15 protein-coding genes are annotated in these 12,787 nt (G+C 63.1%); 14 read left to right on the top strand and 1 reads right to left on the bottom strand.

The window, feature by feature from the left end; genetic code table 11:
* The first annotated feature begins 498 nt into the window (after window positions 1–498).
* From rluC to RS899_RS16455, 3 genes are read left to right on the top strand one after another with little or no spacing between them, the layout of a single operon-like run.
* The gene (gene rluC / locus RS899_RS16465) at window positions 499–1,455 is read left to right on the top strand and encodes a 23S rRNA pseudouridine(955/2504/2580) synthase RluC (RefSeq protein ID WP_054910759.1); all 957 of its coding nucleotides are present in this window, start codon (window positions 499–501) and stop codon (window positions 1,453–1,455) included.
* A complete protein-coding gene (locus RS899_RS16460) occupies window positions 1,448–2,134 on the top strand; it encodes an HAD-IA family hydrolase (protein WP_315807604.1) in 687 nt (228 codons plus the stop codon). The genes rluC and RS899_RS16460 overlap by 8 nt, the downstream gene beginning before the upstream one ends.
* Complete coding sequence (locus RS899_RS16455; RefSeq protein WP_315807603.1) at window positions 2,134–3,129, top strand: S49 family peptidase; 996 nt, start codon at window positions 2,134–2,136, stop codon at window positions 3,127–3,129. The genes RS899_RS16460 and RS899_RS16455 overlap by 1 nt, the downstream gene beginning before the upstream one ends.
* An 83-nt stretch (window positions 3,130–3,212) precedes the next feature.
* Here RS899_RS16455 and RS899_RS16450 read toward each other — a convergent pair whose 3' ends face one another.
* Complete coding sequence (locus RS899_RS16450) at window positions 3,213–3,791, bottom strand: nucleoside triphosphate pyrophosphatase (RefSeq protein WP_315807602.1); 579 nt, start codon at window positions 3,789–3,791, stop codon at window positions 3,213–3,215.
* Window positions 3,792–3,903: 112 nt separating this feature from the next.
* Between RS899_RS16450 and RS899_RS16445 the strand changes: the two genes are divergently transcribed.
* The 11 genes from RS899_RS16445 (at window position 3,904) to RS899_RS16395 (ending at window position 12,786) form a co-directional block, all read left to right on the top strand.
* Window positions 3,904–4,434 (top strand): YceD family protein, encoded by a 531-nt coding sequence (locus RS899_RS16445; protein ID WP_038803737.1) that lies wholly within the window; start codon window positions 3,904–3,906, stop codon window positions 4,432–4,434.
* A 13-nt stretch (window positions 4,435–4,447) separates the two neighbouring features.
* The gene (rpmF, locus tag RS899_RS16440; protein ID WP_009621425.1) at window positions 4,448–4,630 is read left to right on the top strand and encodes a 50S ribosomal protein L32; all 183 of its coding nucleotides are present in this window, start codon (window positions 4,448–4,450) and stop codon (window positions 4,628–4,630) included.
* A 3-nt stretch (window positions 4,631–4,633) separates the two neighbouring features.
* On the top strand, window positions 4,634–5,641 hold the full coding sequence (plsX, locus tag RS899_RS16435) for a phosphate acyltransferase PlsX (protein ID WP_409978022.1): 1,008 nt from the start codon (window positions 4,634–4,636) through the stop codon (window positions 5,639–5,641).
* Window positions 5,642–5,745: 104 nt separating this feature from the next.
* Window positions 5,746–6,684, top strand: coding sequence for an ACP S-malonyltransferase (gene fabD / locus RS899_RS16430; protein ID WP_315807601.1), 939 nt, complete (start codon window positions 5,746–5,748; stop codon window positions 6,682–6,684).
* A gap of 14 nt (window positions 6,685–6,698) precedes the next feature.
* On the top strand, window positions 6,699–7,442 hold the full coding sequence (fabG, locus tag RS899_RS16425; RefSeq protein WP_054910754.1) for a 3-oxoacyl-ACP reductase FabG: 744 nt from the start codon (window positions 6,699–6,701) through the stop codon (window positions 7,440–7,442).
* A 191-nt stretch (window positions 7,443–7,633) separates the two neighbouring features.
* Complete coding sequence (gene acpP / locus RS899_RS16420; RefSeq protein WP_015477931.1) at window positions 7,634–7,870, top strand: acyl carrier protein; 237 nt, start codon at window positions 7,634–7,636, stop codon at window positions 7,868–7,870.
* 118 nt (window positions 7,871–7,988) lie between these two features.
* A complete protein-coding gene (gene fabF / locus RS899_RS16415; protein ID WP_315807600.1) occupies window positions 7,989–9,233 on the top strand; it encodes a beta-ketoacyl-ACP synthase II in 1,245 nt (414 codons plus the stop codon).
* Window positions 9,233–10,048: an aminodeoxychorismate lyase gene (gene pabC / locus RS899_RS16410; RefSeq protein WP_315807599.1), complete on the top strand. Its 816-nt coding sequence runs from the start codon at window positions 9,233–9,235 to the stop codon at window positions 10,046–10,048. Before fabF ends, pabC begins: the two co-directional genes overlap by 1 nt.
* Before the next feature lie 6 nt (window positions 10,049–10,054).
* A complete protein-coding gene (mltG, locus tag RS899_RS16405; RefSeq protein WP_315810447.1) occupies window positions 10,055–11,149 on the top strand; it encodes an endolytic transglycosylase MltG in 1,095 nt (364 codons plus the stop codon).
* Between the two features lie 25 nt (window positions 11,150–11,174).
* A complete protein-coding gene (tmk, locus tag RS899_RS16400) occupies window positions 11,175–11,807 on the top strand; it encodes a dTMP kinase (RefSeq protein ID WP_315807598.1) in 633 nt (210 codons plus the stop codon).
* A complete protein-coding gene (locus tag RS899_RS16395) occupies window positions 11,800–12,786 on the top strand; it encodes a DNA polymerase III subunit delta' (protein WP_315807597.1) in 987 nt (328 codons plus the stop codon). Before tmk ends, RS899_RS16395 begins: the two co-directional genes overlap by 8 nt.
* Window position 12,787: the final 1 nt, after the last annotated feature.

Genomic DNA, 12,787 nt, shown 5'->3' with positions numbered 1-12,787 from the left:
ACCATTCCAGTGTCCAGCGGCAGCAGGATAGATCTGCTGTGCCGCGACTACGTTTCCTGCTTGTTGTGTAAGAACAAGCACTCATCAGGAGGAGGAATTGACTGTCAGATGCGGACGATAAGTGCGTCTACGTTCAAGGCATGCGTTCAAGGCATGAACGCAACGCAATCCGACAGTTGAGCATCTCCGCCCTGCACATTTCCCTAAGAGCCGGGTGCCACTCGCTGAATCCGGGAGCGGGGTTGGCTTTTATCACGGCGACCTTGGTTGCCGTGGTCATGTCTCAAGGCCTGGGTTTCGAGGCGCTGTCGGCGCGAGAATCGCTCGGGCCGTTGCAACGCTTCCGGGGACTGCCTGGTGTCCTTTCAATGTGTTTGCAGGCGGTTGGGGACGGCGATTACGCGATCATCCGCAGGCCTGGCCACTTTTGGCGGCCTCCCGAATATAGCAGCAATGATTAAGTGCTTCAATTGAATGAAAAATTGTTATTATATTCGAATGACTAATCCCGCCCCTCCGACTTCCGGCGTCCAGCTGCTTGAAGTCGCGCCGGAGTATGCCGGCCAACGAATCGATAATTTCCTCCGCACCCAGCTCAAGGGCGTGCCCAAGACCCTGATCTACCGCATCCTTCGCAAGGGTGAGGTGCGGGTCAATAAGGGCCGGATCAAGCCCGAGTACAAGCTGCAGGCGGGTGACGTGATACGCGTCCCGCCGCTGCGCCTGGCCGAGCGCGACGAGCCGGTGCCGCTGGCGCAGGGGCTGCTCGAGCGCCTGGAGGCTGCCATTGTCTTCGAAGACAAGGCGCTGATCGTGGTGAACAAGCCCACCGGTATCGCCGTGCACGGCGGCAGTGGGCTGAACTACGGGGTCATCGAGGCGTTCCGTCAACTGCGCCCGGAGTGCAAGGACCTGGAGCTGGTGCATCGCCTGGATCGTGATACGTCCGGCCTGCTGATGATCGCCAAGAAGCGCAGCATGCTGCGTCACCTGCACGACGCCCTGCGCGGCGAGCGCATCGTGGACAAGCGTTACCATGCCCTGGTGCGCGGCAACTGGCCGGCGGCGAAGAAGCAGATTGCCGTGCCGCTGCTGAAGAACAACCTGCGCTCCGGCGAGCGCGTGGTGGAAGTGAATCCCGAGGGCAAGGAAGCGCTGACCGAGTTCAAGGTGCTGCGCCGCTTCGGTGATTTTGCCACCTTGGTGGAGGCGCGCCCGATTACCGGTCGCACCCACCAGATCCGTGTGCATGCCAAGCATGCCGGTCATTCCATTGCCGGCGATCCCAAGTACGGCGACGAGGATTTCTCTCGCGAGATCCGCGAGCTGGGCGGCAAGCGCCTGTTCCTGCATTCCGCGTTCCTGCGAGTACCGATGCCCGACGGCTCGATGCTGGAGCTGGAGGCGCCGGTGGACGATATCTGGCAGCGTACCGTGGAGCGTCTGGATGCGTGAGTATTCCCTGCTGATCTTCGATTGGGATGGCACGCTGGTGGATTCCATCGGTCGTATCGTCGAGGCGATGCGGGTGGCGGCGGTAGGTTCCGGTCTTCCGGTGCGTAGCGAGGCGGCGATCAAGGGCATCATCGGTCTTGGGCTGCCGGAGGCTATTCAGACGCTGTATCCCGAGGTCGAAGAAGGCGAGCCGCTGGATCGTTTCCGTCGGGATTACGGCGATCACTATTTGAGTCTGGAGGTGCAGCCTTCGCCGTTGTTCCCCGGCGTGGCCGAGGCAATGGCTGAGTTTCGGAGCTCGGGCTACCAGTTGGCGGTCGCCACCGGCAAGAACCGCCGTGGGCTGGATCGTGTGCTGGCGGGGCAGGGGTGGACGGACTTCTTCGATGTCACTCGCGCCGCCGATGAGTCGGCGAGCAAGCCGGATCCGCGCATGCTGCATGAGATTCTCGAGCATTGCCGGGTCGATGCCCGTGACGCGCTGATGGTGGGCGATTCGCCTTTCGATCTGGAAATGGCGCGCCGAGCTGGCATGGATTCTGTGGCGGTGGGCTATGGTGCTCAGTCGCTGGAGGTCCTTCGGGAGTATGCTCCGGCGCTGGAAGTGAATCATTTCAATGAATTGCGCGCCTGGCTCGCCGGGCGCTCGGTCAAACCAGTGCTCGAGGTAGGCAACTGATGTCGGATGAATGGAAGGCGGACGATAGCAAGGCAGCACAAACTGCGGCGGGCGACGACAAGAGCTGGAAGCTGCTGGAGAAGGCTGTGCTGGCTGGTGTCCAGGAGCAGCGCCGGTCGCGCCGCTGGGGCATCTTTTTCAAGTTGCTGACTTTTGTCTACCTGTTTGGCGCGCTGGCATTGTTCAGTCCCTTCAGTGGCCTTTCCAAGTCTGCCTCGCGCAGCGCCAGCCACACCGCGTTGATCGAAGTGAAAGGCATGATCGCCGACAACGAGGCGGCCAGTGCCGACAACATCGTTGGTGCGCTGCGCTCGGCATTCGAGGATGCCGGCACCAAGGGTATCGTCCTGCGCATCAATAGCCCGGGTGGCAGCCCGGTACAGTCCGGCTATATCTACGATGAAATCAAGCGCCTGCGTGGTGAGCATCCGGATATCAAGGTCTTCGCCGTCATTAGTGATCTGGGGGCGTCCGGTGCTTACTACATTGCCAGCGCTGCCGATCAGATCTACGCGGACAAGGCCAGCCTAGTCGGTTCTATTGGCGTGACGGCGGCCACTTTCGGCTTTGTCGGCACCATGGAGAAGCTGGGTGTGGATCGTCGAATCTATACCTCCGGTGAGCACAAGGCCTTCCTCGATCCGTTCCAGCCGCCGAAAGCGGATGAAACCGCCTTCTGGCAACAGGTGCTGGACGTCACGCACAAGCAGTTTATTGATAGCGTGAAGAAGGGTCGTGGCGACCGCCTTAAGGACAAGGAGCACCCGGAGCTGTTCTCCGGCCTCATCTGGTCCGGTGAGCAGGCGCTGCAGTTGGGGCTGATCGATGGCCTGGGCAGCTCAAGCTACGTGGCGCGCGAAGTCATCAAGGAGAAGGAAATCGTGGACTATACCGTCCAGGAAACCGCCTTCGATCGCTTCACCAAGAAGCTTGGTGCCAGTGTCGCCGAGCGGATGGCCATGTGGATGGGCTTCCAGGGGCCAGCGCTGCGCTGAGTGCTCTTCCTTATATAAGGAAGGAAAAGGCCCGGCGATTGCCGGGCCTTTTCGTTTCAGGCACTGCGGGTCAGGTCTTCTTTTCAGGGCACGGGTACCTGTTCGGCGAGCAGCATGTCCACCAGGCGGATCAGCGGCAGGCCGATCAGGCTGGTGGCGTCCTCGCCTTCGGTGGTGCGGAACAGGCTGACGCCCAGGCCTTCGGCCTTGAAGCTGCCGGCGCAGTCGAAAGGTTGCTCGGCCTCGAGGTAGCGGCGGATGCGTGCTTCGTCGAGGTCGCGGAAGTGCACGGTGAATGGCACGCAGTCGACCTGCGCCGCGCCGCTCTGGCTGTTCAGCAGGCAGAGGCCAGTGAGGAAGCTCACGCTCTTGCCGCTGGCGTCTTTCAGTTGTTCGGTAGCGCGTTCGATGGTGTGGGGCTTGCCGAGTATCCTGCTGCCATTTACGGCGGCCTGATCCGAGCCGATGATCAGGTGGTTGGGATATCGCTGGGCGAGAGCTCGCGCCTTGCTTTCCGCCAGCCGGCGCACCAGTTGCTCGGCGCTTTCGCCTGGCAGCGGTGTTTCGTCGATGTCGGGGCTGGCGCATTCGAACGGCAGGCGCAGGCGCTGCAGCAGTTCGCGGCGATAGGGCGAGCTGGAAGCCAGGATCAGGGGTAGCATGGATAACTCCTTCGGTGCGTCGCCGCGATTCTAGCGAAAAGGTCTGTCCATACAGCGGTTTATGGCTAATTTCCTTTGACAGCTTCGGGTGCATCCCTATAATGGCGCGCTTATGTTGAATGGACCGATACCACCTCACGTTGATCCGCGCAAATTGGTAGAGCGCGCCGCCACCCTCGAAGGTGAGCTGCCGATCGCCAAGATGCCACGTCTCAACGAGCAACTGACCAGCAGTGATGGCAAGATTCACGCGAAGTTTTCCTTCTTCCGTGATCAGCAGAAGCTGGCGGTCATGCACGTCGAACTCGACGCCGAGGTGAGCATGGTATGCCAGCGCTGTCTCGAGCCGGCCAACTTCCATGTGGGTGGTGCGTATGATTACGTCATCATTCCGGAAGGCAAGTCGATCGATGATCTGCCCAGTGGCTACGATGCATTGGAGGTGGGGGATGACCCCATCGACCTGACCTCGCTGGCCGAGGACGAGTTGCTGCTCGCCTTGCCCATCGTGCCGGTCCATGACCCTGAGGATTGCCAGCAGCCGGTGGGATACGCTACAGCGCCCGAACCGAGCGAGAACGTCGAAGAACGGCCCAATCCGTTCAGCGTACTGGCGCAGTTGAAGCGTGACCCAAACGTTTAGGAGTTAATCAATCATGGCTGTTCAGCAGAACAAAAAATCCCGTTCCGCTCGTGACATGCGTCGTTCGCACGATGCCCTGGACGCGAACGCTCTGTCCGTGGAAAAGAGCACCGGTGAAGTTCACCTGCGCCACCACGTCTCCCCGGACGGTTTCTATCGCGGCCGCAAGGTCGTAGACAAAGGCTCTGACGAGTAATCTTTGTCCGCACCAATCATCGCGATTGATGCAATGGGTGGGGACTACGGTCCCCACTGCATTGTTCCGGCCTGTATTTCCTTTCTGGCCGAATATGCTTCCCTCCAGCTGGTCCTCGTCGGCCAAGCTCCTCTGCTAGAAGAACACCTGCGCGGCCTGTCCCCGGCCGAGCGCCAGCGTCTTCACATCCATCACGCCAGCGAAATCGTCACGATGGACGAGCGTCCGTCACAGGCGTTGCGTGGCAAGCCCGACTCCTCCATGCGTGTTGCCCTCGAACTGGTTCGGGATGGCAAGGCCCATGCGTGCGTCAGTGCCGGCAATACCGGTGCGCTGATGGCGCTGTCCCGCTACTTGCTCAAGACCCTGCCCGGCATCGACCGCCCGGCGATGGTGACTGCAGTGCCGACGCAGGCCGGCCACTGCCATCTGCTCGATTTGGGCGCCAACGTCGACTGCAGCGCCGAGCATCTCTACCAGTTCGCCGTCATGGGCGCCGTCGCTGCGGAAGCGTTGGGCAAGAGCAACCCCAGGGTCGCGCTGCTGAATGTCGGCACCGAAGACATCAAGGGCAACCAGCAAGTGAAGCTGGCGGCCAGCCTTCTGCAGCAGGCGCGCGGCGTGAACTACATCGGCTACATCGAAGGCGATGGCCTGTATCGCGGGTTGGCCGATGTGGTGGTCTGCGACGGCTTCGTCGGCAATATCCTGCTCAAGTCCAGCGAAGGCCTGGCGGCGATGGTCGCGGCGCGCCTGGAAGAGTTGTTCAATTCCAGCCTGCCGGCCAAGGCGGTCGGTTTGATGGCGATGCCTTTCCTGCGCCGTCTGCGGGGCGATCTGACGCCGTCCCAGCACAATGGCGCGAGTTTCCTGGGGTTGCAGGGCATCGTGGTTAAGAGTCACGGCAGTGCGAAAGAAGAGGGCATTCAGAGTGCCTTGCGTCGTGCGCTGCTGGAGGTTCGCGAGAATCTGCCCCAGCGGCTGCATGGCCGATTGGAACATCTGCTCTAATGTGTGACCGCGGTCGTCAGACCGTCATCCAACTGTCAGTTCAATGCGCCAGGCTCTCGCCGGCGCTATCCATTTGACGACATAGACAAAAGGGACCTGTTGCAATGTCCGCATCCCTCGCCTTCGTATTCCCCGGTCAAGGTTCGCAATCGCTCGGCATGCTTGCCGAACTGGGTGCCCAGCACGCCACCGTACGCGAAACCTTCGCCGAAGCCTCCGCCGCCCTGGGTTATGACCTCTGGGCCCTGGTCCAGGAGGGCCCTGAAGAGCGCCTGAATCAGACCGACAAGACCCAGCCCGCGATCCTTGCGGCCTCCATCGCCCTATGGCGCCTGTGGCTGGCCGAAGGTGGCGTGCAGCCGGCTTATGTTGCCGGCCATAGCCTGGGCGAATATTCCGCTCTGGTTGCTGCTGGCAGCCTGGCCTTCGCCGACGCGGTAAAGCTGGTCGAGCGCCGTGGCCAATTGATGCAGGAAGCTGTTCCCGCCGGTACCGGCGGCATGGCTGCCATTCTCGGCCTGGAAGATGCTGATGTGCTCGCTGCTTGCGTCGAAGCTGCCCAGGGCGAAGTGGTCAGTGCCGTGAATTTCAACGCGCCGGGCCAGGTGGTGATCGCGGGGGCGGCCAAGGCCGTCGAGCGCGCCATTGAGGCTTGCAAGGTGCGTGGCGCCAAGCGTGCCGTTGCGCTGCCGGTCAGCGTGCCGTCGCACTGCGAGCTGATGCGTCCGGCTGCCGAGCGTTTCGCTGAGGCGGTCGAGGCCGTTCAGTGGCAGATGCCGCAGATTGCCCTGGTACAGAACGTCACCGCCCAGGTTCCAGCTGATCTGGCTTCGCTCAAGCGCGACCTGTTGGCGCAGCTGTACAGCCCGGTACGCTGGGTCGAGAGCGTCCAGTTGCTGGCCGAGAAAGGTGTGACCGATCTGGTCGAATGCGGCCCGGGCAAGGTGCTGGCTGGTTTGAACAAGCGTTGCGCGAAGGGCGTGACCACCCACAACCTGGATTCCGCGGACGCCTTTGGCGCGGCCCGCGTGGCTCTGGCTTGAACAGGAGATAAGGCATGAGTCTGCAAGGTAAGGTTGCCCTGGTTACCGGCGCGAGCCGTGGTATCGGCCAGGCCATCGCTCTGGAATTGGGCCGCATGGGCGCCACCGTGATCGGCACTGCCACCAGCGAGTCCGGCGCGCAGAAGATTTCAGAGTACCTCAAGGAAAACGGTATCCAGGGCTCCGGCATGGTGCTCGATGTGTCCAATGACGAGTCCGTCACCGCCGTGGTCGAGGCCATCCAGAAAGAGTCTGGCGCACCGGCTATCGTCGTCAATAACGCAGGCATCACCCGCGATAACCTGCTGATGCGCATGAAAGACGATGAGTGGTTCGATGTGGTCAACACCAACCTCAACAGCCTCTACCGTCTGTCGAAAGCCGTACTGCGCGGCATGACCAAGGCGCGCTGGGGTCGCATCATCAATATCGGTTCGGTCGTCGGTGCCATGGGCAATGCCGGGCAGACCAACTACGCGGCGGCCAAGGCCGGCCTGGAAGGCTTCACCCGTGCCCTGGCGCGCGAAGTCGGTTCCCGTGCTATCACTGTCAACGCGGTCGCTCCGGGCTTCATCGACACCGACATGACCCGCGAGTTGCCGGAAGCCCAACGTGAAGCACTGCTCGGTCAGATTCCGCTGGGTCGACTGGGACAAGCCGAAGAGATCGCCAAAGTGGTAGCATTCCTCGCTTCCGAGGGCGCAGCTTATGTAACGGGTGCCACGGTACCGGTGAATGGCGGAATGTACATGAGCTGATGTGACGAGTTCCTTCGTGGCGATGTCATATGCGCTGTCTAAAGTTCTCCAAGCGTTGTGACGCTGGAATAGGCAGAGCATCTGGATTGCCGGAAGGGGCGTCAGCGTTCAGCTTGAAATGCAGAAATCCCTTTCTATACACTTACCCGCAGCCCAGCTGTACGGATTGTCCATAGGAGTGAAAACAAGGTATGAGCACCATCGAAGAACGCGTCAAGAAGATCGTTGCTGAGCAACTCGGCGTTAAGGAAGAAGAAGTCACCAACAGCGCTTCCTTCGTCGAAGACCTGGGCGCCGACTCCCTTGACACCGTTGAGCTGGTGATGGCTCTGGAAGAGGAATTCGAGACCGAAATCCCCGACGAGCAAGCCGAAAAGATCACCACCGTTCAGGAAGCCATCGACTACATCGTTGCCCACCAGGCATAAGACGTAGTCGTCGGTTCCCCGACGAAAGAAGCCGCACGGCCTGCAAAGGCGTGCGGCTTTTCTTTAACGCCGGCTTCTGCCGGCGTTATTGCCGTGAAACACATGAGAGGAAGTCACAGTGTCGCGTAGACGCGTAGTCATCACTGGCATGGGTATGTTGTCGCCCCTGGGTGTGGATGTGCCGAGCAGTTGGGAAGGCATTCTCGCCGGGCGCAGCGGTATCGCCCCGATCGAACACATGGACCTGTCCGCCTTTGCCACCCGTTTCGGCGGCTCGGTGAAAGGGTTCGACGTCGAGCAATACATGTCCGCCAAGGAAGCTCGCAAACTCGACCTGTTCATCCAGTACGGCCTGGCCGCGAGCTACCAGGCGGTGCGCGATTCCGGCCTGGAAGTCACCGACGCCAACCGGGAGCGCATCGGCGTTGCCATCGGTTCGGGCATCGGCGGTCTGACCAACATCGAGAACACCTGTCGTTCGCTGTTCGAGCAGGGCCCGCGGCGCATCTCGCCGTTCTTCGTGCCCGGTTCGGTCATCAACATGGTTTCCGGGTTCCTGTCGATCAATCTCGGTCTGCAGGGCCCCAACTACGCCATCACCACTGCCTGCACCACCGGCACCCACAATATCGGCATGGCCGCGCGCAACATCGCTTACGGCGACGCTGACGTGATGGTCGCCGGCGGTTCCGAAATGGCCGCTTGTGGTCTTGGCCTGGGCGGCTTCGGTGCCGCTCGTGCGCTGTCCACCCGCAACGACGAGCCGACCAAGGCCAGCCGTCCGTGGGACCAGGATCGCGACGGCTTCGTGCTCTCTGACGGCGCAGGCTCTCTGGTGCTGGAAGAGCTGGAGCACGCCAAGGCTCGTGGCGCGCGTATCTACGCAGAAATCGTCGGTTTCGGCATGAGCGGCGACGCCTTCCACATGACTGCTCCGCCGGAAGACGGCGCAGGCGCTGCACGCTGCATGAAAGCCGCACTGCGCGATGCTGGCCTGAATCCAGATCAGGTCGACTACATCAACGCCCACGGCACCTCGACGCCGGCCGGCGATATCGCGGAGATCTCCGCGGTGAAGTCGATCTTCGGCGACCACGCCTACAAACTGTCGATGAGCTCTACCAAGTCGATGACCGGTCACCTGCTGGGTGCTGCCGGCGCGGTCGAGGCGATCTTCAGCGTGCTTGCGCTGCGTGATCAGGTGGCTCCGCCGACCATCAACCTGGATAACCCCAGCGAAGGCTGCGACCTCGACCTGGTCGCCCATCAGGCCAAGGAGCGTCCGATCGACGTCGCCTTGTCCAACTCCTTCGGCTTCGGTGGCACCAACGGTTCCCTGGTGTTCCGCCGGTTCCAGGGCTGATGCTGAGCTGGATCGACGGCCAGAGCGCCGAGGTACTGTCCGCGCGTGATCGCGGACTGGCCTACGGCGACGGGTTGTTCGAGACCATCCGCGTGTCCGCAGGCCGCCCGCGCCTGCTGGCGCGCCACCGGGCGAGGCTGGAGGAGGGCGTCAGGCGCCTTTCCCTGTCGGTCTCGCTCGATCTCGTCGAAGATGAAATCCTGCGTTTCTCCGCCCTGCTGGGTGATGGTGTCGCCAAGCTGGTGCTGACCCGCGGCGAAGGTGCGCGTGGCTACGCACCGCAGGCTGATGCCCAGGTGCGCCGACTATTACTGGCCTCGCCTGCGCCGGCTTACCCGGCAAAGAACCGGGAGGAGGGCGTCCGGCTCTTCTCTTGCGCCACCCGCCTGGCCGAGCAGCCACTGCTGGCCGGTCTCAAGCACCTCAATCGCCTGGAGCAGGTCCTGGCTCGCGCCGAATGGAGCGATCCGGCTTTCGCCGAAGGATTGATGCGCGATGTTTCCGGGCGCGTCATCGAAGGTGTGTTCAGCAACCTGTTTCTGGTGAAGCACGGCGAGTTGATCACCGCCGAGCTGGGCCGCTGCGGCGTTGCCGGGGTCATGCGCGCCGAGATCATCGAGCGCGCCCGTAGCCAGGGCCTGCCGGTCATCGTGCGCGACATCGATCACGGCGAACTGGCGGACGCCGACGAGGTCTTTCTCTGCAACAGTCTCTACGGTATCTGGCCGGTGCTCGGCGTGGCCGAGTTCACTTGGCCGGTCGGGCCCCTGACCCGTAAACTGCAGGGCCAACTCCGCGAACTTCTGGATTCCTGATACGTGATGCGCAAATTGCTGGTGCTGCTGGAAGGCGGCCTGCTGCTGGCCGGGCTCATGCTGGGCCTGGCGGCCTGGGAGCAGCAGCGGGCGCTGCAGCAGCCGCTCCAGCTCACCGAAGAGCGCCTGCTGGATGCTCCCAGCGGCGCCACCCCCGGTCGTCTGCTGACCCGCCTGGAGGACGAGGACGTCCTGCACGGCGGCTTCTGGCTTCGTCTTTACTGGCGCTTCAACCTGGCGGGCGAGGCGCTGCACAGCGGTGAATATCGCCTGACGCCCGGCATGACTGCCGCCCAGTTGCTCGATCTGTGGCGCGAGGGCGACGTCGTGCAGTACGGCCTGACCCTGGTCGAGGGTTGGAACTTCCATCAGGTCCGCGACTTGCTCGCCCGCCAGCCCAAGCTGGACCAGACCCTGAACGGCCTCAGCGACGCCGACGTGATGGCCAGGCTGGGCAAGCCCGGCGTCTTCCCCGAGGGCCGCTTCTTCCCCGACACCTACCGCTTCGTCCGCGGCACCAAGGACGTCGATATCCTCAAGCACGCCTACCAGCGCATGGAGACCATTCTCGCCGAGGAGTGGGACAAGCGCGGCGAGGACCTGCCCTACAAGGACTCGTACCAGGCGCTGATCATGGCCTCGCTGGTGGAGAAGGAAACCGGCGTAGCTCAGGAGCGCGCCCAGATCGCCGGCGTTTTCGTGCGCCGCCTGCAGAAGAACATGCTGTTGCAGACTGACCCGACCGTCATCTACGGCATGGGCGAGCGCTACGTCGGCAAGATCACCCGGGCCGACCTGCGCACGCCAACGCCCTATAACACCTATGTGGTCGCCGGCCTGCCGCCGACGCCCATCGCGCTGCCCGGCCGCGAGGCGATCCACGCCGCGCTGAACCCGGTGCCGGGACAGAGCCTGTACTTCGTCGCCCGCGGCGATGGCAGCCACACCTTCTCCGACAACCTCGACGATCACAACAAGGCCGTCCAGGAATTCCAGATCAAGCGCCGCACCGACTACCGTTCCAGCCCGGCGCCCGTTCCGGCGCCGGCGCAGACGCCGGACGACGACGCTCCCGCCGCAGATACCCCTGCAGCGCAGTAGCCCGACAACACAAGGAGTGAGCCGAGTGACCGGCCTGTTCATCACCCTGGAAGGCCCCGAAGGCGCGGGCAAGAGCACCAACCGCGAGTACCTGGCCGAGCGCCTGCGCGAACGCGGCATCGAGGTCCAGCTGACCCGCGAGCCCGGCGGTACGCCGCTGGCCGAGCGCATCCGTGAGCTGCTGCTGGACCCCAGCGACGAGAAGATGGCCGTGGATACCGAGTTGCTGCTGGTCTTCGCTGCCCGGGCGCAGCACATCGCCGGGGTCATCCGTCCGGCCCTGGAGCGTGGCGCGGTGGTGTTCTGCGATCGGTTCACGGATGCGACCTATGCCTATCAGGGCGGCGGTCGTGGTCTGCCGGTGGAGCGCATTGCACAACTGGAAACCTTTGTCCAAGGCAGCCTGCGCCCGGACCTGACCCTGGTGTTCGACCTGCCGGTGGAAATCGGCCTGTCCCGCGCGGCCGCCCGCGGTCGCCTGGACCGCTTCGAGCAGGAAGGGCGCGCCTTCTTCGAGGCGGTGCGCAATACCTACCTGGATCGCGCCCGCGCAGAGCCTGCGCGCTATCACATCCTCGATGCGGCGCAGACGCTGCCCGAGGTGCAGCGCGACCTGGACGGCCTGCTGCCGATCCTGCTGGAGCGCCTCAATGGCTGACATCTATCCCTGGCAGCAGGGCCTCTGGCAGCAGCTCAGCAGCCGCCCGCGCCATGCCCATGCCTATCTGCTGCACGGGCCGGCAGGCATCGGCAAGCGCGCGCTGGCGGACAATCTGGTGCACTTCCTGCTGTGCCAGCGACCCGCGGGCGGCAACGCGTGCGGCCAATGCAAGGCCTGCCAGTTGCTCGCCGCCGGCACGCACCCGGATTTCTTCCTGCTGGAACCGGAGGAGCCGGAGAAACCCATTCGGGTCGATCAGGTTCGCGAGCTGGTGGGCTTCGTGGTGCAGACCGCGCAGTTGGGCGGGCGCAAGGTGGTGCTGCTGGAGCCGGCCGAGGCAATGAACCTGAATGCCGCCAACGCCCTGCTGAAAAGCCTCGAAGAGCCCTCCGGCGATACCGTGCTGCTGCTCATCAGCCACCAGCCCAGCCGGCTGTTGCCGACCATCAAGAGCCGCTGTGTACAGCAGGCCTGCCCGCAGCCTTCTGCCGAGCAGGCCCGTGCCTGGCTGGCGGGCGCCCTGCCGGCCGAGCCAGTGGAGACCTTGGACGAGTTGCTGGTGCTCGCTGGTGGTTCACCGCTGACCGCGCTGCGACTGCAGGGCCAAGGCGTGCGCGAGCAGCGCGCACAAGTGGTCGAAGGGGTGAAGAAGCTGCTCAAGCAGCAGGTTGCCCCAGGTCAGCTGGCCGAAAGCTGGAATGCTGTACCTTTGCCACTATTGTTCGACTGGTTCTGCGACTGGTCGCTGCTGATCCTGCGTTACCAGCTGGCTCGGGACGAAGAGGGCCTGGGCCTGACCGACATGCGCAAGGTCGTGCAGTATCTCGCCGAGAAGTCGACACAGCCCAAGGTGCTGGCAATGCAGGACTGGTTGCTGCTGCAACGGCAGAAAGTCCTCAATAAAGCCAACCTCAACCGTGCCTTGCTTCTCGAAGCCTTGCTCGTACAGTGGGCAAGTCTGCCCGGGCCGGGCTAGA

It is taken from the genome of Pseudomonas sp. C9-3, from assembly GCF_032392015.1.
Classification (GTDB): domain Bacteria; phylum Pseudomonadota; class Gammaproteobacteria; order Pseudomonadales; family Pseudomonadaceae; genus Pseudomonas; species Pseudomonas nitroreducens.
The sequence above is the reverse complement of the archived record's forward strand: the minus strand, read 5'-3'. Positions and strand labels throughout refer to the sequence as shown.

Excerpts from the sequence above, each read along its gene's own strand:
- rluC (WP_054910759.1), top strand. The coding sequence starts at position 499 with ATGACTAATCCCGCCCCTCCGACTTCCGGCGTCCAGCTGCTTGAAGTC.
- RS899_RS16460 (WP_315807604.1), top strand. The coding sequence starts at position 1,448 with ATGCGTGAGTATTCCCTGCTGATCTTCGATTGGGATGGCACGCTGGTG.
- RS899_RS16455 (WP_315807603.1), top strand. The coding sequence starts at position 2,134 with ATGTCGGATGAATGGAAGGCGGACGATAGCAAGGCAGCACAAACTGCG.
- RS899_RS16450 (WP_315807602.1), bottom strand. The coding sequence starts at position 3,791 with ATGCTACCCCTGATCCTGGCTTCCAGCTCGCCCTATCGCCGCGAACTG.
- RS899_RS16445 (WP_038803737.1), top strand. The coding sequence starts at position 3,904 with ATGTTGAATGGACCGATACCACCTCACGTTGATCCGCGCAAATTGGTA.
- rpmF (WP_009621425.1), top strand. The coding sequence starts at position 4,448 with ATGGCTGTTCAGCAGAACAAAAAATCCCGTTCCGCTCGTGACATGCGT.
- fabD (WP_315807601.1), top strand. The coding sequence starts at position 5,746 with ATGTCCGCATCCCTCGCCTTCGTATTCCCCGGTCAAGGTTCGCAATCG.
- fabG (WP_054910754.1), top strand. The coding sequence starts at position 6,699 with ATGAGTCTGCAAGGTAAGGTTGCCCTGGTTACCGGCGCGAGCCGTGGT.
- acpP (WP_015477931.1), top strand. The coding sequence starts at position 7,634 with ATGAGCACCATCGAAGAACGCGTCAAGAAGATCGTTGCTGAGCAACTC.
- pabC (WP_315807599.1), top strand. The coding sequence starts at position 9,233 with ATGCTGAGCTGGATCGACGGCCAGAGCGCCGAGGTACTGTCCGCGCGT.
- mltG (WP_315810447.1), top strand. The coding sequence starts at position 10,055 with ATGCGCAAATTGCTGGTGCTGCTGGAAGGCGGCCTGCTGCTGGCCGGG.
- RS899_RS16395 (WP_315807597.1), top strand. The coding sequence starts at position 11,800 with ATGGCTGACATCTATCCCTGGCAGCAGGGCCTCTGGCAGCAGCTCAGC.